Source organism: Myxococcus virescens (genome assembly GCF_900101905.1).
GTDB classification, from domain to species: Bacteria; Myxococcota; Myxococcia; order Myxococcales; family Myxococcaceae; genus Myxococcus; species Myxococcus virescens.
In genome coordinates this window covers 39,874-61,352 of the sequence record NZ_FNAJ01000009.1, presented here as the reverse complement: position 1 = coordinate 61,352, position 21,479 = coordinate 39,874, and the positions used below count along the sequence as shown (strand labels likewise).

At 66.7% G+C, this 21,479-nt stretch carries 19 protein-coding genes; 6 read left to right on the top strand and 13 right to left on the bottom strand.

Annotated features, from left to right (window positions below):
• Positions 1-64: 64 nt before the first annotated feature.
• Positions 65-2,008: a serine/threonine-protein kinase gene (locus tag BLU09_RS24260; protein WP_090491884.1), complete on the bottom strand. Its 1,944-nt coding sequence runs from the start codon at positions 2,006-2,008 to the stop codon at positions 65-67.
• Between the two features lie 258 nt (positions 2,009-2,266).
• Here BLU09_RS24260 and BLU09_RS24255 point away from each other — a divergent pair, with 258 nt between their 5' ends.
• Together BLU09_RS24255 and BLU09_RS24250 are read left to right on the top strand one after the other, a co-directional pair.
• Positions 2,267-2,584: a helix-turn-helix domain-containing protein gene (locus tag BLU09_RS24255; protein WP_244171995.1), complete on the top strand. Its 318-nt coding sequence runs from the start codon at positions 2,267-2,269 to the stop codon at positions 2,582-2,584.
• A gap of 51 nt (positions 2,585-2,635) precedes the next feature.
• Positions 2,636-2,983, top strand: a complete 348-nt coding sequence (locus BLU09_RS24250; protein WP_090491882.1) for a helix-turn-helix domain-containing protein — start codon at positions 2,636-2,638, stop codon at positions 2,981-2,983.
• A gap of 195 nt (positions 2,984-3,178) precedes the next feature.
• Here the strand turns inward: BLU09_RS24250 and BLU09_RS24245 are convergent, their stop codons facing one another.
• Both BLU09_RS24245 and BLU09_RS24240 read right to left on the bottom strand, forming a co-directional pair.
• The gene (locus BLU09_RS24245) at positions 3,179-3,562 is read right to left on the bottom strand and encodes a hypothetical protein (protein WP_090491881.1); all 384 of its coding nucleotides are present in this window, start codon (positions 3,560-3,562) and stop codon (positions 3,179-3,181) included.
• Between the two features lie 7 nt (positions 3,563-3,569).
• Complete coding sequence (locus BLU09_RS24240) at positions 3,570-4,739, bottom strand: serine/threonine-protein kinase (protein WP_090491880.1); 1,170 nt, start codon at positions 4,737-4,739, stop codon at positions 3,570-3,572.
• Positions 4,740-4,994: 255 nt separating this feature from the next.
• Here BLU09_RS24240 and BLU09_RS24235 point away from each other — a divergent pair, with 255 nt between their 5' ends.
• Positions 4,995-5,375 (top strand): DUSAM domain-containing protein, encoded by a 381-nt coding sequence (locus BLU09_RS24235; protein WP_090491879.1) that lies wholly within the window; start codon positions 4,995-4,997, stop codon positions 5,373-5,375.
• A 524-nt stretch (positions 5,376-5,899) separates the two neighbouring features.
• Positions 5,900-6,451 (top strand): hypothetical protein, encoded by a 552-nt coding sequence (locus BLU09_RS24230; RefSeq protein ID WP_143043190.1) that lies wholly within the window; start codon positions 5,900-5,902, stop codon positions 6,449-6,451.
• A gap of 67 nt (positions 6,452-6,518) precedes the next feature.
• Here BLU09_RS24230 and BLU09_RS24225 read toward each other — a convergent pair whose 3' ends face one another.
• From BLU09_RS24225 to BLU09_RS24205, 5 genes are all read right to left on the bottom strand, one after another.
• On the bottom strand, positions 6,519-7,064 hold the full coding sequence (locus BLU09_RS24225; protein WP_090491877.1) for a PspA: 546 nt from the start codon (positions 7,062-7,064) through the stop codon (positions 6,519-6,521).
• Positions 7,065-7,180: 116 nt separating this feature from the next.
• Positions 7,181-7,357, bottom strand: a complete 177-nt coding sequence (locus BLU09_RS39495) for a hypothetical protein (RefSeq protein WP_244171994.1) — start codon at positions 7,355-7,357, stop codon at positions 7,181-7,183.
• A 242-nt stretch (positions 7,358-7,599) separates the two neighbouring features.
• The gene (locus BLU09_RS24215) at positions 7,600-9,147 is read right to left on the bottom strand and encodes a recombinase family protein (protein WP_090491875.1); all 1,548 of its coding nucleotides are present in this window, start codon (positions 9,145-9,147) and stop codon (positions 7,600-7,602) included.
• Positions 9,144-9,344: a hypothetical protein gene (locus BLU09_RS24210; protein WP_090491874.1), complete on the bottom strand. Its 201-nt coding sequence runs from the start codon at positions 9,342-9,344 to the stop codon at positions 9,144-9,146. The genes BLU09_RS24215 and BLU09_RS24210 overlap by 4 nt, the downstream gene beginning before the upstream one ends.
• On the bottom strand, positions 9,341-9,883 hold the full coding sequence (locus BLU09_RS24205; protein ID WP_090491873.1) for a DUF2924 domain-containing protein: 543 nt from the start codon (positions 9,881-9,883) through the stop codon (positions 9,341-9,343). The genes BLU09_RS24210 and BLU09_RS24205 overlap by 4 nt, the downstream gene beginning before the upstream one ends.
• A 97-nt stretch (positions 9,884-9,980) precedes the next feature.
• Here BLU09_RS24205 and BLU09_RS39070 point away from each other — a divergent pair, with 97 nt between their 5' ends.
• Positions 9,981-10,127 (top strand): hypothetical protein, encoded by a 147-nt coding sequence (locus tag BLU09_RS39070; RefSeq protein ID WP_186818049.1) that lies wholly within the window; start codon positions 9,981-9,983, stop codon positions 10,125-10,127.
• 798 nt (positions 10,128-10,925) lie between these two features.
• On the opposite strand, the gene BLU09_RS24190 is transcribed toward BLU09_RS39070, so the two are convergent.
• The 5 genes from BLU09_RS24190 to BLU09_RS24170 all read right to left on the bottom strand — a co-directional run bounded on the left by BLU09_RS24190 (position 10,926) and on the right by BLU09_RS24170 (position 19,117).
• Positions 10,926-14,129: a hypothetical protein gene (locus tag BLU09_RS24190; protein WP_090491871.1), complete on the bottom strand. Its 3,204-nt coding sequence runs from the start codon at positions 14,127-14,129 to the stop codon at positions 10,926-10,928.
• Positions 14,130-14,155: 26 nt separating this feature from the next.
• Positions 14,156-16,975, bottom strand: a complete 2,820-nt coding sequence (locus BLU09_RS24185) for a DEAD/DEAH box helicase family protein (protein WP_090491870.1) — start codon at positions 16,973-16,975, stop codon at positions 14,156-14,158.
• An 86-nt stretch (positions 16,976-17,061) separates the two neighbouring features.
• A complete protein-coding gene (locus BLU09_RS24180) occupies positions 17,062-17,799 on the bottom strand; it encodes a hypothetical protein (protein ID WP_090491869.1) in 738 nt (245 codons plus the stop codon).
• A gap of 5 nt (positions 17,800-17,804) precedes the next feature.
• Positions 17,805-18,146 (bottom strand): hypothetical protein, encoded by a 342-nt coding sequence (locus tag BLU09_RS24175; RefSeq protein WP_020478973.1) that lies wholly within the window; start codon positions 18,144-18,146, stop codon positions 17,805-17,807.
• Between the two features lie 104 nt (positions 18,147-18,250).
• The gene (locus BLU09_RS24170) at positions 18,251-19,117 is read right to left on the bottom strand and encodes a sigma-70 RNA polymerase sigma factor region 4 domain-containing protein (RefSeq protein ID WP_186818042.1); all 867 of its coding nucleotides are present in this window, start codon (positions 19,115-19,117) and stop codon (positions 18,251-18,253) included.
• 1,623 nt (positions 19,118-20,740) lie between these two features.
• On the opposite strand from BLU09_RS24170, the gene BLU09_RS24165 reads away from it, so the two are divergent.
• A complete protein-coding gene (locus tag BLU09_RS24165) occupies positions 20,741-21,361 on the top strand; it encodes a hypothetical protein (protein ID WP_090491868.1) in 621 nt (206 codons plus the stop codon).
• Positions 21,362-21,479: the final 118 nt, after the last annotated feature.

The window sequence follows — 21,479 nt, the reverse complement described above, 5'->3', positions numbered from 1 at the left end:
CTCCTGGACCAAGCCAGCGGCGACGCCGCTGGCGACTCACGAACGTCTGCCAGACAGCAACACTTCACTCAAATTCGCTCACTGCCTTGACACCAACGGCAGAGAACACGCGCGCCTTACCAGATTCCCCTCCGCCGCCTTCGATCTCCAGTCCACGGTTGCGAGAGCTGTCCAGCACCTCCAGGCACACGGGGAAGCTCTCTCCGCGAAATCGCGCTCGCGTCAGTCGGACATAGACGCGGTCGGCGATAGTAAGTCGCCCAGACAGAGTGGCCTTGTCCGAGCCCAGGATGATCTGTGCAGTGCCTTCTTTCACCGTTACGAATTTCGCTGGCCCTCGGATGAAGCTCGAGACCTGCACGTCCCCAATCTCCATGCCGAGCTTCTTCATGCCCTTGGTGGCGCCTTCGGGGCACGGCTCGGGCTCCGGGGCGGGGCGCACCTGCGGCCCTGTGCAGGCCAGCGCTCCGCAGGGCGCCGTCGTCGCCAGGGCACTGCGGACGCTCCTTGCGGCCTTCTTGGCAGGTGCTGGCGGGGAGGAAGGGGTGTCATTCTTGGGTGTCGTCACGGTGGCAGTCACCTCGGGGAGCATCGCGAGAGGCGCGACGGCCGCAGGTGTTGCCTCCGGCCCGGTGGGAGCTGCGGCCGGGGCAGCTTGAGGTTTCTTGGCATATGCCGCTACTTCTTGGCCGGTGACGGCCTGCGGCTGCGGTGAGGCCGTCCGCTGTGAGAAGTACGCCCCAGACGCGAGGGCCATGGCCAGCAGCCCCGCGCCCAACACGCGTCCCATCCTGAGTCGCGAGAAGAGCGAACGCCGCTCCACCTCAACGACGGGAGCCACAGGCGCCGCTTGCTGCGCGGCGTCCGCCCCCACCCCCGCCTCAAGCACCAATCCCGGCAGCTGCGACTCCACAGGCCGCATGGCAGCAGGCGCCAGCGGGGCCTCGGGCGGCAACGCCGCGGGCATGCCTTCGCCTGGGACTTCCGGCAGCTCCGGCCCCAGCGCCTTGCCACGACGCATCTGGCGCAGGGGCCGTTTCGCCCACCGCTCCAGCTTGTTCACCTTGCCCTCGTTCTCGGTGGTGGCCGAGTTCGGGCCATAGGCGTCAAACAGGGGCGTGTCCCACGCCTCCCCTTCCGCCCCGGACAGGAGCTCCTCCAGGGCCGCACAGACAGTGCTCGCGTCGGGACGCGCAGCAGGGTCCTTCTCCAGCAGCCGCATGCACAACATGCCCAGCCGCTCCGGGACGAAGCGGTTGACGTAGTGAGGGGGCACAGGTGACTTGTCAATGACACCCTGGATGTACGCCTCCTCCGCCCCCGTGTCGAAAGGCAGCCTCGCCGTGAGGAGGCGATAGAGGACGATGCCTAAGGCCCACACGTCGTCCGACGGGACTGACACATAGCGGAAGCCCTTCTGGCCGAAGTACTTCCGTATGAAGAGCCACGCCTCGGGGGGCCGGTACTCCATCGTCCCGGGCGGCAAAATGGACTGGGTGACACCGGAGGGGGCGCCCGCGTAGTCCCCAATGCCGTAATCCACCAGCACCGCCAGGCCGTCCGCGTCGCGCACCATGACGTTGGCGTCCTTCACGTCCCGGTGCACCACTCCCGCCTCATGCGAGGCCGCCAGCGCCCGCGCCACGTCGAGCGTCACCTTCGCAATCCGCCGGGCCGAGGGGTTCTCCTCCCGCACCCACGCGCTGAGCTTCCGCCCCTCCACGTACTCCATGGCGATGAGGGCAAAGTCGCGCTCCTCGGCCTGCCAGTAGGTGAAGCCGCGAATCCCCACCACGTTGGGGTGCTTCAAGCGCAGGAGGATGGAGACTTCCTTCTCCACTCGCCCCTCCACGCGCTGCCGCTCCACGAGCTTCAGCGCGCAGGGCTGCTCGTCCTGAGTCGCGAGGTACACGGTGCCGAAGCCGCCCTGGTCCAGGTGCCGCACCACCGTGTAGCCCTTCACCACGTCCCCGGGAGACAGCACGGCCGGGGGGCCGTTGTCCCTCATGGCGACCTCCGCCTGGAGACTCTGTCGGACAGCAGGACTGCGGCCACGCGCATGCAACTCCCTCCCGGACGCCGGCCCACGTTACCAGAAGCCCGGGGAAATCGTGCGAAGTCTTACCCTACCTCCAGCCACCAGCCGCAGAGGGTTTCAAGCCTATCTCAAGGTGCATCCAACTAGACCATCAGGTACAGTCTATTAGGAATGTACATCCACCCTGGCGCCCGTGGCTTCGCCCTTCCGAAGGAGCCCTCCCGTCCCTTGCCCTGCATCGTCGGCGGCACCCTGCGCGCAGCCCGCCTTCGCGCAGGCCTGAAGCAGACAGAGGTTGCCCAACTCATCGACATCTCCCCTATCGTCTACAGCCGAATCGAGCGCGGCCGAATGCTTCCCAGCGTCCAGACGCTGTACCGTCTGTGCTCTGCGCTCCGCACCACTCCCAACGAGTTACTGGACTACCCCGCCTCACTGCCACCGGACGTCGTCACCGCCGCCAAGGAGGCCCTGCTCCGCCGTGTGCGCCAGTTGGACGCGCACCAGGCGCTCGCCCTCATCCAACTCCTGCCGAACGTGCGTTGATGGATGGTACTCCCTTGACAACTGGCAATTCAGGTATACTCACTTGCACCTATGAACGAACAGCTTGCAGCGCACCTGGGTGCCATTGCCCGTCTCGCTCGGGAGCAGATGAGTCTGACGCAGGTCCAAGTCGCGGAGCGCGTGGGGATGGCCTCAGCCGTCTACAGCCGCATCGAACGCGGGCACATGATTCCCAGCGTTGAGACGCTGAAGAAGTTGTGCATCGAGTTGATGGTCTCCCCGGAGGACATGATGGGCCTCACCGAAGCCTCCGACAGAGGGGCACGGACTCGGCCGGAGGATGACGTCACCTTGCGCCGCCTTCTCTTCCTCGCGCGGAAGCTCGATGCGGCGAAGCTGGACGCCCTCGTCCGCATCACCACCGAGTTGGCCCGCTGAAGCTGCGCCCCGTGGGCGCCCGCCCCTCCAGCGCCAGGCTGCTTGCGGCCGGCGCTCCGGCGTCTCCAAGCAGGGAGCAGACCTGGCGGGCAGAGCCCCATACCTCGGGGCTCTGCACCGGAGCACGCGCGCCCCCAACCGAGCGGACCCCGGCGATGACGGAGCGCCTCCCCGTCCGAAGGAGGAGGCACCCCGCTACGCCGCGCCGCGCTCCCGCAACTCCGCATCCACCTCAGCGAGTAACTTCTCCAGGCGCGTCTTCTGCAAACGAAGGCGGGAAACGTCGTCCAGCCCCGCCTCTGGGTCGCGGCGGCGCTCCTTCGGTGGGTCGGCCTCCAAGTCCTCACGCACCTCCACGGTGAGGACATCGCCCGTGCGGATGTTCGCGTCACACCACGTCAGGTGCTCGCGGTACTCCCTACCTTCAGAGCCGCCCACGTGGAGTGTGAATTCAGGGATGGCGCTGGTCTCGTCGTCAGGGCGGCGCACCCACGACAGGATGGTGTGGAGGACTCCGAAGTCCGGCAGCCCCGCGGTGGTGAGGTGCTCGCCATTGCGAAGGACGCGAAAGCAGAGCATCGGCGGCCTACTCCTTCTTCGGGAGACCCAACTCGTGCTTCTCCAGCCCATCCGGGTAGATGCCCGCCTCGCCGAACTCCACCAAGTCCCTCAGCACCCCGCCCTCGGACACGACACGGGCGGCCTCCTTGGCGGCTTCCGCTCGCCCATAGGGCTCGCGGAGCTCGGCGTGGGCGACACCACGCAGCGCATCCCTCATGTCCGCCGCCGTCGCGAAGCGCTCCTCGGGGTTGCGGCGCAGCGCGGTGTGCAACACCGCCTTGATGTCCTGGCTGAGGTGGCCCACCGCCTTCTCGACGACGTCCGGGTTGAACGCCTCCATGAGGGCCTGCATCTGCTGCAGCGGCAACGAGGGCTGCGACTCCGCGACAAACCGGCTCTCTTTCGCCACCACTGGGACGTCGCGCACCTCGAAGAGGTGTTTGCTCGTCAAGACTTCCACGAGCAACACCCCCAGACTGAAGACGTCGGAGCGCGGCGTCAGCCCTTCCTTGCGCAGGTACTCCGGAGAGGCGTAGGCCACGTCCCCTCGCAGCAGATTCTCGGGCGACTCCTCCCGCCCCACCAGCAGCGAGAATGCCGAGCCGAAGTCCAGCACCTTCACCTCTCCATGGAGGCCCAAGGCGATGTGCCGGGGACTCACGTCACGGTGGACGATGCCCAGGGGCACACCCTTCTCTGACGTCAGCGTGTGCGCGTAGTGCAGCGCGTCCGCCACCTCCGCCCCCACATACAAGCCAAAGCCCTCCGAGAGGGGCTGCCCTCGAACCAACGCCGCACACACCAGCGTCTCCAGCGAGGGCCCACCCACGTACTCCATGATGGCGTAGGGGGCGTCCTCCTCCTCATCCACCTGCATATGGAAGACTTGAGCGATGTTGGGGTGATTGAGGCGAAAGGCCAGCTGCACCTCTTCAATCATCCGCTTGCGCATCATGTACGTGGATGGGCTGGCAATTCGGCGAACCAGGGAGAGGCCAGCCAAGACTCCATCCGCCACTCGCCGCTCCACCTTCAGGAGCTTCTCGCCATTCGACCGCACCTCGACCTCCCGCACCGCCTCGTAACGCACGCCCTCCACGTCGAAGAGGAAGCGCGGCGCGCTGGGGCTAGGCGGGGTGGAGAGTCTGGACGGAAACTCCTCCGTCGACACTTCATCTTCCGAACGCTTCGTCATGGCTGTGAATCCTCCTGAAAGAGGGGGCGCGGCCCCCACGAACACCGAGATTCGCCGTCGCGGCAAATCTCCCGGGGCCACAAGGTCTAGTTGACTCAACCGTCGAATTAACATGACCTTTGGGGGCCTGTGAAGCCCTCTACCACTCGTAGCGAACAGGCCACCCCAAGCGCGCCTATCCCTATCCAGGGTGAAAGAGACCCCAGCCTCCGCCTCACACGCTGGGCTGGGCAGCCCGCAAAGGAAACATGCATCGTGACTGAAGCCGTTGATTGGGGGCCGATTCGCGCACTGGCGCGTCGTGTCCTCACCGAAGGAGAGCGCCTGGCCCTCACGCGGAAGGAGAAGGCGCTGCTGAAGCGCACGGCCGCCGAGGTGGGCATCAGCGACAGTGAAGCCAAGAACGCGCTCGCTACGGAAGAGGGAGCGCTGGGCCTGTTGCAAGAGGAGTCTCGGCGCATCCGCGAGGGCACTCGCCGGCGCATGGACGCGTTGCACCGGATGTACCAGCACAAGGACAAGGGGGACTTCGTCAGCGCCCGCCAGGAGATGCAGGACGTGCTCGAGGTGGAAGTCGTGCCCCACTACCGCGCCATCGCTCAGGGGCAGCTCGACAACATGGCCAACGAGCCGTAGCAAGGAGAGCGAGCACCGGGTGCTTCCCGCAATCGTTCACCGGCTGGTGGCTGCCTGAAGGGATTGCCGGGCAGCGGACGGTCGGCAGGATGGCGCTCGCCGGTGGTGGCCGAGGCGTGACACGCCGCCACTCGTGGCGGAACTCGACGCCATGGATGCTCGAATCGCGAAGCTGGAGGTGCTGCTGGATGCGGCGCTTGAGCGCATCGCGCGCCTTGAGGAAGAGAATCTGGGCCGGGGTGGAAGCCTTTTTGATGAAGGAGCGTGGCTGGGCCTGGTTCTCGAAGCTCCGGGGGACCGACCTGCTCCCAGGAAGGCTGCTCTTCGAGCCGATTCCTCCCGAGTCGCCCGAGGGCCAGGATTGACGCGTCACGGCCGAGTCGATGACGCGTCAGTGAGGGGTCCTGGCCGACGGCGGTGTCGGTTCCTCGTCGCAGTCGTCAGTCCCCTACCCGCATTCGAGAGAGCGGCATACGAAGTGCAGTGGTTCAGGCCGTCCAACGACTCCACCGAGGATGACCATCATGAGCAACACTTCAGACGGGCTGCAGTCGCAGCTCGGCGTCAAGGAGCACTCCAACACCCTGACCTTCCGCGGGATGAAAGATGCGCAGTTCTCACTGCAATCCTATTCCATCACCTCCGGACAGCCGTTCGATGGGGTCCGCTCACAGGGCGGAGCGACCCTCAGCGTCCTGGCGGGGCGCAAGCACAGCAAGCCCGTGGGGGACTGGTACAACGCGCAACCGGCGGGAGCGAAGCTGCACACCCATACGGAGCTGAGCGCCCCCGATGAGCTGAACTTCGCCATCCGGGGCACCTTGACGCTGGATGACGGCAACGGCCCCATCGTCTGTGAGAACGTCGTCATCGCTCAGGGCTGCTGGGGGTCGGTCAACTACTGGTGGTTCACCGCGCCGGGCATGGTCTCGTCCAACGAGGACGTGCAGTACGCCGGGCAGGCGGGGACCTTGCAGTGCAGCCAGCGCGGGCGGCCCATCCGGCTCCACTTCATCACCGAGGGCGGCGACAATCGCGACTACTACGACGCAATCACTGTCAAGGTGACCTCCTAAAAGCAGAGGACGGATAGGCTGCTTGCCGCAGGAGCGCCCTCCGGAGAGGGCGCTTCGCGGCCCAGAGTCAGGCGGGCGTCACCTTGTCGAAGGGGCGCACCACCTGCTTGCCGTCAGAGACGCGCGCCACCGTCAGCGTCTTCGCCTTCTCGTCGACGGCCTTCACCGTCGCATTGAAGGCGCCCCGCCCCTGCTTGTAGCGCACCTCCTGTCCCACCGCGAAGGAGACGGGCGTCTCAGGGCTGAGGGCTGCGGCCGTCGCGGTGCGGCCCGCTGCGCGCGGGCGCCCGCGGCTCTTCTGGGGCGCGGGGCCGGCCCGCGTGGGCTTCGGCGCAGCCTCCGGCCTCACATACTTCCGCACGGGCACAGAGGGTGGGCGCTTCGGAGCGAGCGTGGACGCAGGCGCGGGTGTGCGCTTCGACGCGGGAGGCGGCACGGGGGCTCGCGGCGGCGCGGACGCCGCATGAGCCGAGCCGGACTCAATGCCCAGGAACTGAGTAATCCTCCCCAGCAGCTCCAGCTGCCGCTCCAGCAGCTCCACCTGCCGGCCCATCGTCTTCTCCACCGCATCCGCCACCGCAGCCTGGATGATGCTCTTCATGTCGCTCTGCATGTGCTCTCGCTCACTTTCCGCGCGGGGCGTACAGCCCGCGCACTCTCAACGCGGACAACAATTCAGCCTCTTGCGCTCACGCTACACCAAGGAGCCCAGGCCACCGGACTCCCGTCTCAAAATGAAGCCTTCACCTCACGCCACTGCTCGCGCTGCTCCTCCCACGTCCCCGCGTGTGCAATGGCCCGGAGGCCTCGCTCGCTGAGAGGCTCCTCCCCTTCCACGGCCTCGAGGAACAGCACCTCCTCCTGGATGTCGGGCGCCAGCAGTAGCAAGTCCAATAGGTGCGTCACACGCGCTCGGGTAAAGCAGAGTTGACCTGCGACCTCCGCTGCGCTCGCCACGAGGCCCCGCCCAATGACGGACTCCACGTGGTGCGCCAGGGCCAGCATTCGCGCGACGTGTGCTGGCCGGCGCGCCACCTCTCGCGGCGGGGGTGGTGCTCCCCCTCGGAGTCGAACCTTCGCGCGACGCACGCGGTGGAAGTGCGCGCTGACGAGGACGGCCTCCGCCGGCTGAGACTCGGGGCTCACGCTCACGCCGCCACCTCCTCGTGCCCAGTCGCTGCGGCCTCACCCGCGTGGGCCATATGCACATCGACCTTGCCCGTCGCCTCATTCACCACCACCCGGCCAACGAGGGCCCGCAGCAGGCGGCCCCGATTCGTAGAGGTGAGGGCGTCCCACACCGCGTCGAAGTTCCCCAGGGCCTGGGCCACCCACGCAGCCTCCACCTTCTCCCCCTCAATGGCGTCCAGGGCGCGCTCCACCTCCGCCAGCCGCTTTCGCATGCCAGCGCCCTCCTCTTCCGCAGCCGTCAGCTTCTCCTCCAGGAGGCGCCGGGCCGGGCCCTCCAGTTTCGTGAGGGAGTCCACCCACTTCGTGGACTCTCGAGTGCGCTTGGCCAGATCCTTCGGGAGCTGCGCGCGCTCGGCGCGCAGGGCCTTGTGCTTCTCCTGCATCCGCGCCGTGAGGCGGGCGTGTACCTGCGCCGCGAAGCCCTCGCCTACCGAGACTTCCCGCAGCCGGGCGACGATGAAGTCCTCCAGCGCGGCTGCCGGAAGGGGAGCGGCCCGGCACCCCTCCTTCCCCTGCTTGTCCCGGGTGACGCAGCGGTAGTAGCGGTATTCGCGCGTGCCCTTGCGCGTGGAGCCGGGCGTCATCGCCTCTCCACAGAGGCCGCAGCGCAACAAGCCTCGCAGCACGTAGTCGGGGTTGCGCCCGTGGTACTGAATGCCGGGGCCCTCCAGCATGTCCTGCACCCGGTGAAAGGTGGCCCTCTCCACGATGGGCGGGTGCTCGCCCGGGTGCGTCTCGTCGCCATAGGGTACGAAGCCCGCGTACAGAGGGCTACGCAAGAGGCGCAGCACGTCCTGCGTCGTCCATTTCCGAGCCGCGCGCGTGGTACCACTCTGCGCCTCGTACCGCTTCGTCTTGCGCCCCGCCTCGTTGAGGAGGCGCGACACCACCGAGGCCTGCTGGTGCTGGAGGTACAACTCGAAGGCCTCCCGCACCACCACGGCCTCGTACTCATTCACCACGAGGCGCTTGTCCTTCACCTCGTAGCCCAGCGGCGCGCGCCCTCCCGTCCACTTCCCCTTGCGCCTCGCGGCGGCCACCTTGTCCCTCGTCCGCTCGGAAATCATCTCCCGCTCGAACTCGGCGAAGCTCATCAGCATGTTGAGGGTGAGCCGGCCCATCGCGTCGGCGGTGGAGAAGTTCTGCGTCACCGAGACGAAGGAGGCACCCGCCGCGTTGAAGCGCTCCATGACTTTCGCAAAGTCGAGGAGGCTGCGGGAGAGGCGGTCCACCTTGTACACAACCACCACGTCCACCCGCCCCGCGTCGACGTCCTGCAGCAGCCGCTGGAAGGCGGGCCGCTCCATGTTCGCGCCGGTGAAGCCGCCGTCGTCGTAGCTTTCATCCATCAACGCCCAGCCGGGCTGGCGCTGCACGTAGGAGACACAGGACTCGCGCTGGGCGTCCAGCGAGTTGAACTCCATCTCCAGGCCCGCCGCAGTCGACTTGCGCGTGTAGACAGCGCAGCGCTTCACCTCGGTGAGCGGTGCTTTGCTCTTCCTCATGGACCCTCCACCCCCTCTGTCGTCGGCGGCACCGGCTCGACGCTCGAAGACTGCTTCTGCCCGGCGTGCTGCTCCGCCACGGCCACCAGCCGCTCCAGGTTGTCGTTGAGGCGCGTCAGCTGGCGGACGAGCTGCGGCATCGTCGACTCGTAGAAGCGCTGGCCCATGTACGTCTGGAAGAAGGCGGGGCCGCTCACGGTGTCACCGCGTTGGTGCTGCCGGCCTTGAGGCCGAAGAAGGAGAAGCCATTCCAGGCCGTGCCCGTAATCAGCTTGGCCACGCTGGAGAGGCTGCGGTGAAGCTGGCCCTCGTATTCAATCCCATCCTCGCGCACCGTCACCTTGTGCTGCGTCCCCTTGAACACGCGTGTCAGCACCGTGCCCGGTGGCGGCAGGCGTGCGTCGCGCCCGTCCGCAGCGACTGGAGAAGGAGGCGGCGGCTCGGCGGGCTTCGTCTCCTCCACCTGCCGCATCCGCCAGCGCTCGGGCAGCTTGTCGCCCAACTCCGAGATGCGGGCGACGGCGCGCGTGGAGAGGCCCCCCTCGGCCAGTTCCTGAATCCGGAAGGCCAGGCGCTTCTTCAGGTAGTCCCGGTTGCGGCTGCGCGTGGGCTCGCCGTACAGCTCCAGGTACTTCGCCGCCAAATCCGGCACCGACATGCTGGCCAGCGCGGCCAGTTGCTGTGGCACATCCGCCAACTGCTTGCGCGCGGCGCGCGCCGTCTCCTTCTTCGCCATGGTGGTGTCTCCTTCGTCCGGGGCAGCACGCCCTCGGGCGAAAGCCATGGACGCTCTGTCCCCAGAAGAAGACAAGTCGAGAGTCTGCGGCTCAGCCATGCGCGCTCTCCTCCGCACCCCACGCGGGCGCCTGTCGTTGCGGCTGCGCATGTCGACGCAGCCACAACTCCCAAAGGGCATCGGCGAGGACATCCACCGCGTCGTCCTGGCGCTGGCGCGGGGTGCTGGAGCGCCCCGCGGCTGAAACCTCAACCTCATGCTGATTCGACATTCGTGTATCCATCGTCATGACAAAGGCCCGAGAGCGAAATCGAGGAGACAGGTGGCACCTGCGGCACTCCCGCCAGGCAGCCTCATCTCGCCATCGCAGCCCCCTGCAGAGGTCCGCAGGGGCTGCAGCGGGAAGCGCTTCAGTGGGGAAGACGGAGTATTCTCGTCAGGGGCCTTGCCGGCTTCACCCGGCCGGCGGGAATCGCCACGCATGGGAGGCTCGCATCCGTTCGCTTCCAACGCGCATAGGCCTCCCACGCCGTGGCCGTCCATGCATAGCTTGTCTTCCTCAACCCCCCATTGAAGACGTGGCTCGGGTGCGGGGGCAGCGGAATCGGTTCCGTCGCATTCAGCCGACCACGAATCAGCAGCGGCAGCCAGCTTGCGAAGGCAAGCAACTCCTCCCCGTAGACAGTCCACTCCAAGCGCAGGCGCCGCTCCCCCAATGGGAGCCCCACACCGCTGAAGCCGAACCGGCGGAGCATGGCTTCGGAGGGTTCGAAAATGAATCGGTTCATCGAAATCCGCGTCACCGGTGGCGCTTCGGGGAAATGCCTGTCCGGCCAGGAGTGGCGCGAGAGTGTCACCCAATTCAGCCACTCCCCTTGCCGCCATACCAGCCGCCGCCCCTGGTGAAGCATGGGGGCCAGCGGCTCCATTTCCGACGCTAGACGTTGAAGAAACTCCGCCCACAGCTTGCTACGCGACAGCCTTGTCATGACTCCACCTCAAGAATGGGTTTCCACCCCAACACCCGCTCGAAAGCACTCACTCAAGACGCCCCTTCCTCTGCGAAGCCATAGCCCTGGCCGCGCCACCCACGGCTTGCCTCCTCGACGTGTGGGAAATCCTCCGCGGAGATGAAGGGCACCTTCGCGACGTCAATCACCAGGGCACACCTGCGCAGGGACTTGCCGGCGAAGCAGACGCGCGCACTGGGGGAAACGACGTACCCTCCTGCGCGGTGATTCTCATGGATGAGGCGTCGCAGCGCCTTCGTGTCCACCAACTCTCCCCGGTAGTCGGTGCGCTTGCAGTACATCCGGAAGGCGTCGTAGGCGGACTCCAGGTGAATGCACAGCCGTCCCTCGACGAAGGCGTAATGCACGCGGTGCTTCAGCTCGCCCTGAATCGCCATGACGGACAGCTTCTGGATGAAGACGTCGAGGGCGTTTCGCACGCCCTCCTCTTCCTCGAGGACGTCCTTCAGCACGGCGTCCACGGCCTCACGGGCGCCCAAGTCGGCGGGCAACGGGTAGCCGCACTCCTCGGCGAACTGCTCGAAGAGGTGAATGCCCAGCAGCATGGCCGTCACGTTGTCGACGACGCGCGGAGGCACCTGCCGCCCCTTCACGAAGTCGTCCGCGACGGCGCGGGCCAGGCGGTAGTCCGCGTCGAAGTCCCGCCCCAGGCAGAATTGAATGTAGCGAGGGGCGAAGAGGGCCAGGCGGACAGACGTCACCTCACGGAAGGCCGCCCGGTATGCCGGCTGCTGCACCGTCGCCTTCTCCGGGCTGACGGGGAGAATGCGCTCCACGAGGGCCGCTTCCGTGGGCCGCGTCTCTCCGCAGACACACAACGGGGCCTGCAGGCGGTAGGTGGACACCGTCAAATCCGGCCGGCCCCGCTCCTCCGTCTCTCCGCGGTAGAGGCGCCGCATGTAGCGGTGCACCAGGTGGAGGCGCGGCGGCGGCATGTCATGGGGCTTGTACTCGTCCAGCACCACCGGCACGGAGCGCGTCGAGGACAGCAGCTTCACCAACGCAAACTCCGTCTCCGTCACACTGTAGGCGTCCGAGGCCGGTACCCCGGCCAGCGGCCAGAAGACTTCCGTGCAGGTGCTGGACTTGCCGCTGCCTTGCGTCCCGTACGAGAAGAGAATGGGGAAGGAGCCCACCTTCTCCAAGAGGCGCGGCTTCAGCGGCGTGGCGAAAAACCAGCCCAGCATGGGCAGCACCACCTGCGGCGTGTTGATTCGCGGCAGGTACTCGAAAACCGTGCGCGCCACGTCGTGGAAGCTGTCGTCGTCCGTGGCCTCGTAGCGGACGCGCGACTCGAGTGACGCCCCATTGGGCAGGTACGCCACGGGCGACGGAGAGAGGAAACCCTCCTTCCCAATGGTGCATCCGGGTGCCACCCACACGTGGTGCGCCCCCTGTTTGAAGTCCCCCAGGACGCTGGTGCCCGGCAGTCGCGGCACCGCACGCCGCGCCACCACGCGTAGCAGGCCCTGCACGTTGTTGTCTGTCCCCGTCCACTGCGTGTGGATGGAGGGCAGGTGGTGCAGCAGCTCCTTGCGCGAGTTGAAGGCACGCCTCGGCAGCCGCGCCCCTTCCACGCTGGTGCCCTTGTCCGTGCGGACGTCTCCGAGGAATACCTCCCCCTCCTCAGTCTCTACGAGGGCCCGTGGGGTGAAGGTGAAGGAGGAAATCGCCTTCGCATCTCCCCGCTGCGTCACCGTGTAGTAGCAGTACGCGTCCTCGTACACCTCGCCGTCGATGGTGTCGTCGCCGCTGCTGCCCTTTCCGCCTCCCTTGGAGTCCGCGCCCTCCGCGCCCTCTCCCGCTGCTGAAGTGCGCACGGCGCGGGCCATGGACAGCCGCAGCTTCTGCGCGGGCAAGCCCGTGCGCACCTCCAGCAGGCCCAGGTACTTCTCCTGCGCGGACGGAGGACGGTGGGCGATGGCCTCCAGAATCGGCTTGAGGCGGTACTCCACGTCCTGGGCCGGCACCGTGGCCAGGCGCTCCACAGCCGCCTCGATGTCGAAGACGACGTCGTAGAGCTCGCAGCGCACGTCCGGCTCGCGGTTGACGCGGCAGTAGCCCATGCCCTGGAGGGAGTGGCAGGGCGGCGCCACGGCGCCATCCTCGCGGGCGGTGGCCATCACCTTCTCGTAGGCCTTGCGGATGTAGCCGACGCCGTCCCTGCCCTTCAACTTCCCGAGGCCACGACGGTCGTACTCCAGGACGAGCTCGGTGATTTCATCGAGGCCGAGCTGCTTGTGCGCGAAGAAGCGCACCATGTTGAAGATGGCGACGCTCCGGTCCTCCGCCCCCTCCTGCCACAGGCGCTGCACCGGGCCGCACATCTCCACCGGCTGCGCCCAGTCGTACTCCCCCGTCTCCATCCGGCGGGCCTTCACCGCCCCCTGCGGTGCCGGGGCGGAGGGCGCCAACGGCAACGTCACCTGGGCCGGACGCGCCAGGTTCGCCGCCGGCTGCTGCACCGGCGCGCGAAGCAGGCGCTCCAGGAGGACTGCGTCTTCCACGCGTTTGAAGCCCGCGAGCGCCCGAGCTGCTCGATAAGGCCGCTCCGCCGTCCCCGCGCCCTTCCGACTGACGGTGCCCACCACCTTGATGATGCGGGCCACGTCGTGGATGGAGTCCACGTGCACGCGCTCGGTGGCGAAGCGGGCGCGCACCTCGGCCTCGAAGGCCTTCAGCCCCGCCTGCACGCGCTCCTGAGTCTCGCCCTCCAGCGACTGCGGTGGCAGGGCAAACCAGAGCTGCGCCCCGTTGCCGCTCATCATCAGCCGCGGGCGGACGAGGCCCTGCGCTTCGCACCAGGCCGCGGCAGCTTCCGCCACCTGGAGCGTCAGCGAGAGCTCGTCCTCGGTGCTGGCCGTGTCCTTGGGGCGCACGGGGTCCAGGTCCACCACCGTGGCCGTCACCACCTCGATGTCCTTGCTGCCCGCCCCAGTCCGCAAGGGGCGGAGGACGTTGGGGGCCAGTTCCAGCAGGCGCCGGGGACGAGGCTGAATGCCCACGTACACGTTGCCGGCGGCGTTGGCCTCGACGCAGGCCGCGACGAAGGCCTCCTCGTTGTCGAAGAAGCCCAGACCGACGATGCCACCGCCACCTGGGAGGATGACACGAACTTCGCTCACACCGTGCTGTGCGTGCGACAGCCACCGCCAGGTGGCGCGGATGGCGTCGGGGTTTGGAGTGCTTGGAGTGGTATCAGAAGGTGTCGTCATCGAAGGTGTTCACTCCCTGTAGAGGTTCAATGGGCGCTGGCCACAGCCGCCACTCCCAGCACCGTGGCGTACTGCTGGCGGCGCTCCGCATGGTGGCGCCGCAAGAGCGGCACCTTCCTGTCGACGAAGTCGATGAGGACGGCGCTCTTCTTCTCCTCGTGCGGACGCATGAGGCGTCCAAGGCGCTGGACGGTGCGTCCACGCGCGCGGCCGGGGTACGCCAGGAAGACGCGTGAGAGGCGCGGCAAGTCGAGCCCCTCGTCCGCCAGGCTGGTCGCCACCAACACACGGACGCGCCCGGCGCGGGCCTTGTCCAGGAGGGCCTTGCGCGCCTCGCGCGACACGCCGCTCGTCAGGGCAGCGGCCGACAAGCCCGTGGCCGAAAGCCGCTGCGCCAGCAACTCGCAGTGGTCCACCCGTCCGGTGAGCACGAGGCACAGGTGGCCTGCCCACGCTTCGCGGGCCACTGCCCCGAGGACGAGGTCGTTGCGCGCCTTGTCCTCCGCCAGCGCCTTCAGCATGGGCGCGTAGTCCGACGCGCCGAAATAGGGGAAGTCGAAGGCCGTCTCCACGGCGCGCACCTCGGGCACCACCAGCACACCGCGCGCGACGAGGTCCTCGTGCTTCACGACGGCAAGGGGTGCCCCCAGGTACAGGCGCAAGAGCGGCGTCAGCCCGTCCTCCCGCTCGGGCGTCGCCGTCAGGCCCAGTCGGTAGCGCGCGGGGCAGCGGTCCACGATTCGGTGGAAGGCGCTGGCGGCGATGTGGTGAGCCTCGTCGAGGACGAGCAGGCCGAAGCCATGGAGGAAGGCGTCAAGCTTCGTCCCCTCCCACCGGGCCAGGGACTGGACGACGGCCACGGTGACGGGCCGCACCTCCGCTTCCCCGGCGCCCACGAGGCCCGCCTCCAGGCCCAGGCGCTCGCGCACGTGCTCACGCCACTGCTCCGCCAAATCCAAGGTGTGGACGAGGACGAGCGCCTGCGTGCGCAGGCGGGCAACGGCACCGAGAGCCAACATCGTGTTGTGGCACACGACGCCATTGGCGACGAATTCGTGCGTCTCCGGCACTGAGAGGTCCACGACGTCTGCCTCGCCATCTTCGATGGACTCAACAGCGAGGAACGCCACCTGGAGCTCGAGGAAGGCTTCGATGGGCTTGCACTCCGCAGGACACTCCGAGTTCCAGCGCTTCACCATCCGCTCGAGCGCGGCACGAGAAGGGGCGTGCTCTCCATGGACGTAGTTGCCGAAAATCCTCCCCTCTTGGCTGCTCCAGGACACCTTCTTCTGCGCCGCTCGATAGAGCCGCTCCACCAGTCCATTGATGGGGACGGTGTCGACGTTGGGGTTTCGGCATCGCCCCTCGGCACGAGCCACCGCCTCGCGGAGGCGGCGCTTGTTCCAGTTCGACGAGAACCCCACTTCGCGTTCGAAGGTCGCAACGTCGGTGATAGTCACTCGCCAGTACAGCTGCTCGTACCCTTCGACGGTGCGAGAATGGCGCGAAGCCAGAATCCCAAGCCCCAGGAGGGCGACCTGGACCTCTCGGGCCATTCGCTCGGAGGCGGTGCAGAACTCGATGACGCTCTTGAGAGGGTCGACTGACGCGTCACCATCGAACAGGCCGCGCAAGAAGGCGCGCATGATGTCGCGTCCACCCAGGCGGATGGCCCGTGGGATGCACTTCCCCGCTGCCCTCGTGTAGTCGAGCCCCAACCACGCCAACCACTCACGCAACACGACTGAGTGCATGAGGTACTGAACTGAGTCGCTCCCGCCACGTCGGAGGTTGACTCCGATGGATTCGGCCCAGCGGGAAACGAAACCAACGTTGTCCGCGTCCGCGTTCGTGAACTCCGTCACGAGGCGTTTGGTGAGCGTCCCTTCGGAGACCAGGAGGCCGCAGGCCTCGGCCGCCATCTCATCGAGCACCAGGCCCTTGGGAAGCTTCAAGCTCGTCGCATACTTGGGCTTCACCCAGCGAAATGCCTCGGAAAGAGAGGAGCGACCCCACACCTCGCTGCCGCGACGCAGAACGAGGCGGTCCCCAACGTGGAGTTCGTCCATGCGCACCCAGACAAGGACGTCCTCACGCAGCACTCGAACGGGGTGCTCCGCAGTCGCCTCCAGCTCATAGCCAAGAGCGAGTCGGGCTCGCTTCGTAGGTGAGCGGCCTCCGTTGTAGACAGCGTTCGTGGTGGCACGCCCCGTCGACGTGTCCACGCCGACTTCCGTGAAGGCCGCATGTTCCTCGGGAACGCCGATGGCAAGCTCGGCGGCAGTAACCAGTCCGCGGTCAGTGAAGATGAGGGAGTCGTTTTTCACGCACTTCCCGCCTCCGCATGGCAGCACCGCCGTCCCCTGGGTGGCCTTCGCCAGGCGCTCCACGGCCTCGGACTGGTAGTCGCGCAGGGGCACCACCGGCAGCTTCGCCAGGCGCTTGGGCGGCAGCACCCGCGCGTCCTCGAAGGAGAGCGTCAGCCCGGCATCGTCCGCGGCCCGGCGCAGCAGGTGAATGGCCCCGCGCGGCAGCACCAACTCCCGCTCCTGCTGGCGGAAGAAGTACAGCGTCTGGGGCTCCGCCCCGGGGCGCTTGCGCAGCCGCACCAGCTTCAAATAGGCGGGATTGGGAAGGGAGAGCGCCCGGCAGAGGCCCTCCAGAACCTTGGGCGGCACGTCGCCTACCGCGAGCCGCAGCCCGGAATCCACGCGCACGCGCAACGTCCGCGTGCCCATGCCCACGTTGCGCGCAGGCGCGGACGGCGCGTCCCCTACGCTGGAGTCCTGGGTGCGAGAGACAACACGTCCCCCGTCCCCGCGCATTTCGGAGAAGTCTTCCACCATTCTTGTCTTCCTCAGAGAAGCGCGTCGGGGGCACGCAACAGGCCCCCTTCGCGCATGGCTACGGCAACAGGGTCAGCATGGCGCGCTCACGGCCCGAAGGGGTCCACGTCCGCGGGACTCTCCGGGGAGTACTCCGTGACGAGGGCATCAACGAAGGCTCGCGCCAGCTCCCCCTTCGACGCTGGGATGTCTCGAATGCGCTGCACGCTGAACTTCTGGAGGAAGCGGTCCACGGCCTCGCGAGGCAGCGCCTTCAACGCAGTGGCCATCGCCTGGGCCAGTTTCACGTCGATGGGCTCACTCGCCTTTGCACTGGGAGCGCCCGCAGGCGACGCGCCGCTCGCCGCGCCAGCCGCCTCCGCCGCGTACAGCTTCGGCAGGTCATGCTGCTGCAACGACTGGAAGGCCGCCATCTCCTCTGGAGTGAGCTGCCGGTCCGGGAGAATGGAGTACGTCGTCTTCGTGTCCTTGGCCGCGCCCCTCCGCTTCACCTCAAAGGCCCACTTCTCCAGCCCGTACTTCGCGCGCAACTCCATCAGCGTGTTGAAGAAGGTGACGGCCTGCTCCATCACCTTCACCTCTCGCGTCCCGTAGACGGCGACATTGAGGGCCACGCGCAGCGAGGGCTTCTGCCCCTGGGCCTTCAGCTCCTCGTCGAAGGGAACGAACTTGTTGTCGACGAAAACCACCTCGCGAGGGTGCGGCTCCCCGAGGAAGACGACGACGGCAGTGTCCCCGTCATTCGCGAGCTTCAGCCAGGCACCACCCTGCTGCTCGTGCTGCTTGGCCATCGCGGCCGTCTGTTCCCACATGTTGCTGGCCATCTGCTTCACTCCTCCTTCTGGCAGTGTGTGGTGGAGGCAGGGCGCTCGCGCCGGTACACCGAGAACAACTCGGTGCCGTCCGCGGTGCAGCCCGCCGGCTCGACGTTGAAGTCCGCTTCGGCGTCCACCACGTGCTGAATCTCCCAGCGGCGGAAGAGGCCCGGCATGCGGACGTAGTCATTGGCCTCGGCCCCGGCGCACTCGCAGCAGAGGCACGCACCACTGCCCTCCGCCTCCGGCCCTGAATCGTCGCGCCCCACCACCCGAAGACGGTGTCCGTCGATGCGCGCGAAGAAGCGCACGAATGTTTCATCGCGCTCAAAGTTGTTTCGCGTAGCTGTCTTCATTCAGTCCTTCCAGGTTGTAGGCAATACAGGGGCGTCGCTGTCCGCCGGGCAGACAGGCTGCGTGAATGCGCTTCCGGAATGAGGCCCGAGAATGGGCCCGCCCTTCAGTCAAAGCCCGGCAGTAACGAATCGGGGACATCAGCCGCCTGACATTGCAGGCCACCGCGCCGTCTCCCGCCCTGCTGCGACTTCAATCCCGTCCAGGTTGTTTCAAATCTCACCTCTACTAAAAGCACTTTCGCGAAGCGATTTGGGACAACGAAATTTTCCGGGCATTTTTTCTTCATTTTTCGCAGCCGCGACAGGGCCCGCTGGACGCGCTTGCGCGCTGCCGCGGGCGCAAGCCCCAGGCTCGCCCCCACCTCGACATAGCCCTCCTCATAGAGAAGGACGGACACCAGCAGCTCCGTGTCTTCTCCAACAAGAGGGAGAAGCCATGCACGCAGCTCCGCCACCTCCGACTCGAAGGAGAGGACGAGCGACACAGAAGGTGTTGGCAGGTCCAGTTGGGGCTCCCCGCTCCCCGGCGCTGCCAGCACGCCATGGAGTTCAGCCCCTCGCTCCTTGCTCAATGCCTTCAGGACGTCGCGCTCGGTACCCAGCACGAGTGTTGCTGCCACCCGCTGGACGCTGGGTAAGTTGACGCGCGCCACGAGTCCCAGGAAAGACGCGGCAATCGAAGAAACCACCTCCGCGGGCGAGACACGAAAGCGCCTGAGACAGCGGCGATACACGCCGTCCAGCCCGGGCCATACTCCCAGCCACAACAGCGCCGTGAAGAAGCCGGACTCCGCCCGCATCTGCGTCAGCGTGACGAGGCCGGCAAGCACTGCGTCCTTGACATGGGAGTCCCCCTCGCGCGCGGTGAGAAATGCGACAAGGGCCTCTGGCTGCTCGAAGTCTTCGAGTGTCTCCCAATTGCGTCGCAGCAGGCGGTAGGCGCGCTGCGCCTCGGCCGTCCTAATGGACACGCCGAGTTCCTCGTGAAGTCTGTTCCAGCATCTACGCACAGGCGCACGTCGTCCTGGCCCAGCGCTCGGCAAGGGCCAGCGGAATGGGGAAGAGTGGCGAGTCCCTCGGGAGAAGTGACGTCAGCGTCCAGCAACTCCCGTATTCGTGGGAGCGCCAGGGCACTGTGGGGACTCAATCGGGATTCGGCCAGACGCGGCACAGGCTCAAGTCAGCGGCCAGTGGCTCCGCGGCAGCAACGAGCGAGCCCTATTGAGACTATCGGAGCGACTGCTTGGGCAACAGGAGCAGGACAAGCCAGCCCCCACGCGTCGGCCCGAAGCCGGGCGACGACTTGGACACCCAACACCACCGACAGCACCAGGCCGGCCGCAATTGCTCCACACATCTCGCTGAATCCGGAATTCACAGCACCTTCTCCACAACCCTCAATACCACCCCGCTGATACATGCCCGCACACTACGGACGAAATGTCGAAACCTGAGCGCGACAAGCCCGACAACACGCACAAACGCAGTACCGGCGTCGCCATACCGGGGGCATTCACACGTCCTGTCCGCGGGATGCAGCTCACACGCACCACGCAGCCTTCGAGCATTGGCATACACGGCTAAACAAGATTTAAAGGCCATGCCGACACACCCAGATTCTCGGGCAACGGCGCCGGCGCGTGAAAAAATCGAATGTCTCAGCGTCGGGGACATGCGAGCGCCGCTCTGCGACTTTCGTGCCGAGACGACACCGCCCGGGGCCCTCTCTACACGGGAGGGAGAAGCTCCAACGGCTCCATCCGCCATCCATGCAGGCAGAGACGTGCCGTCCATGAATCAGGACGCGCACTCCGTGAAACACAATCCCCTCACAGCTCAATCACATCCACCGCCCAGGGGCTGCGGCCCTTCCGTTGGCCCTCCCCAGGTGGAAAACGGCCCAGCAAGCCCCAGGAATCGCCGAGGGCCCTCTCCCCAGTGGGGAAGGCGCCCCCTGCCCCTTTCTCGTGCCAGGAGGCCGTTTCCGGCCGTTCTGATGCCATCCCCAGGCCATGTCACTCCCGCGACTCGTCTCAATCCCCCTCACTCACCCCCGCGATTCGTCGGTTCGGCTGGGCACTTCACATCCCGCAGCAGCGCTTTCACTCAAAGTTTTAGAGGTGGCAGGGGTGGCAGAGGGGTGGCAGTACCACCTGCCACCTTTTTCTTCTTTCTTTTCAATAACTTATCTCTTGGTGGCAGTGGTGGCAGTCTTTTTTCAGGTACCCCTACGTGACGCGCGCGCATATTTGAATGGCACTATTCAATAGGGGAATCGAAGTCTCACTCCCCCTAGGGTGCATTACCCCAAAAAACACTGCCACCATTGCCACCACTGCCACTCCGTTGTTTTCACTGGGGAATTTCGTGGCAGTCTTTCAAAAAGTGCCTGCCACCGGCTGCCACCTTTCTGCCACCCGGTGACGGCATGTCCCCGAAATCGCGCCGGAGGCCTTTGCTCTGCCTTATGGCCGCGTGTCGTTCGCCCCGGAAAAATCAAAAAAGAAATCGGGCAAAAAGATTTCTTGTCCCAAATCGAAGGGATGGGGTGCTTTTAGGATGTATCGGCAAACACGCGCCGCCGACCTCCGCGCATGGCCCTTACACACCACCTCCCGCCCACCCCTGCTCAACAACGCCCGCCTGGCGTGACGTGCGAAGCCTATGTCCGCGGCGAGGGCAACCACTGCCTGCACTACCGGCATGGCGGTGGCTGCACCCTGCCCGGCGTGGGTACCTGCACCGAGTGGCTGAAGGTGAACCGGCAGGCCCGCCCCCGTCGTGACGTGGCCGCGCCGCCTGTCCCCGTGCCTCCGGCGAAGCCTGCCCCGGCTGCGGTGGATCTCTTCGGGCTTCCGCTGAGCGAGGCCGGCTCGAAGAAGCTCGCCCCAGCCCCCGCCTCCAAGCCCGCGCCACCAGCTCCGTCTCCCGATGTGAAGGAGCTGGACGCGGCGCACGCAGAGTCCCCGCTCTCCGCCCTGCGCGGCCTGACCGACGAGGACATCGCCAGCTTCAAGTCCCTCGGTACTGAGGTGTGCTTCGCCTCGGAAACCTACGGCGAGGTGTGGCTCGTGCCGGCCTATACCGGCCAGGCCCGAAAGGAGCTCACCCCCGAGCACGCCGCCACCCTGGTGCGCGTCCTGTCTGCCTTCCCTGGCTCTCGCGTCATGTCCTTCGAGAAGCGGCAAGCCTCCGCGGACGAGGTGTCGCCATGAGCGTGCCCCCCGCCCGTGAAACACACGCAAGGGGCCTCTCTGTCTGCCTGCTTCGACTTGATGTGTCTCTCGAAAAGAGCGTGATGACTGTCTCGCGACACGCCACTGCTTCGGCCAG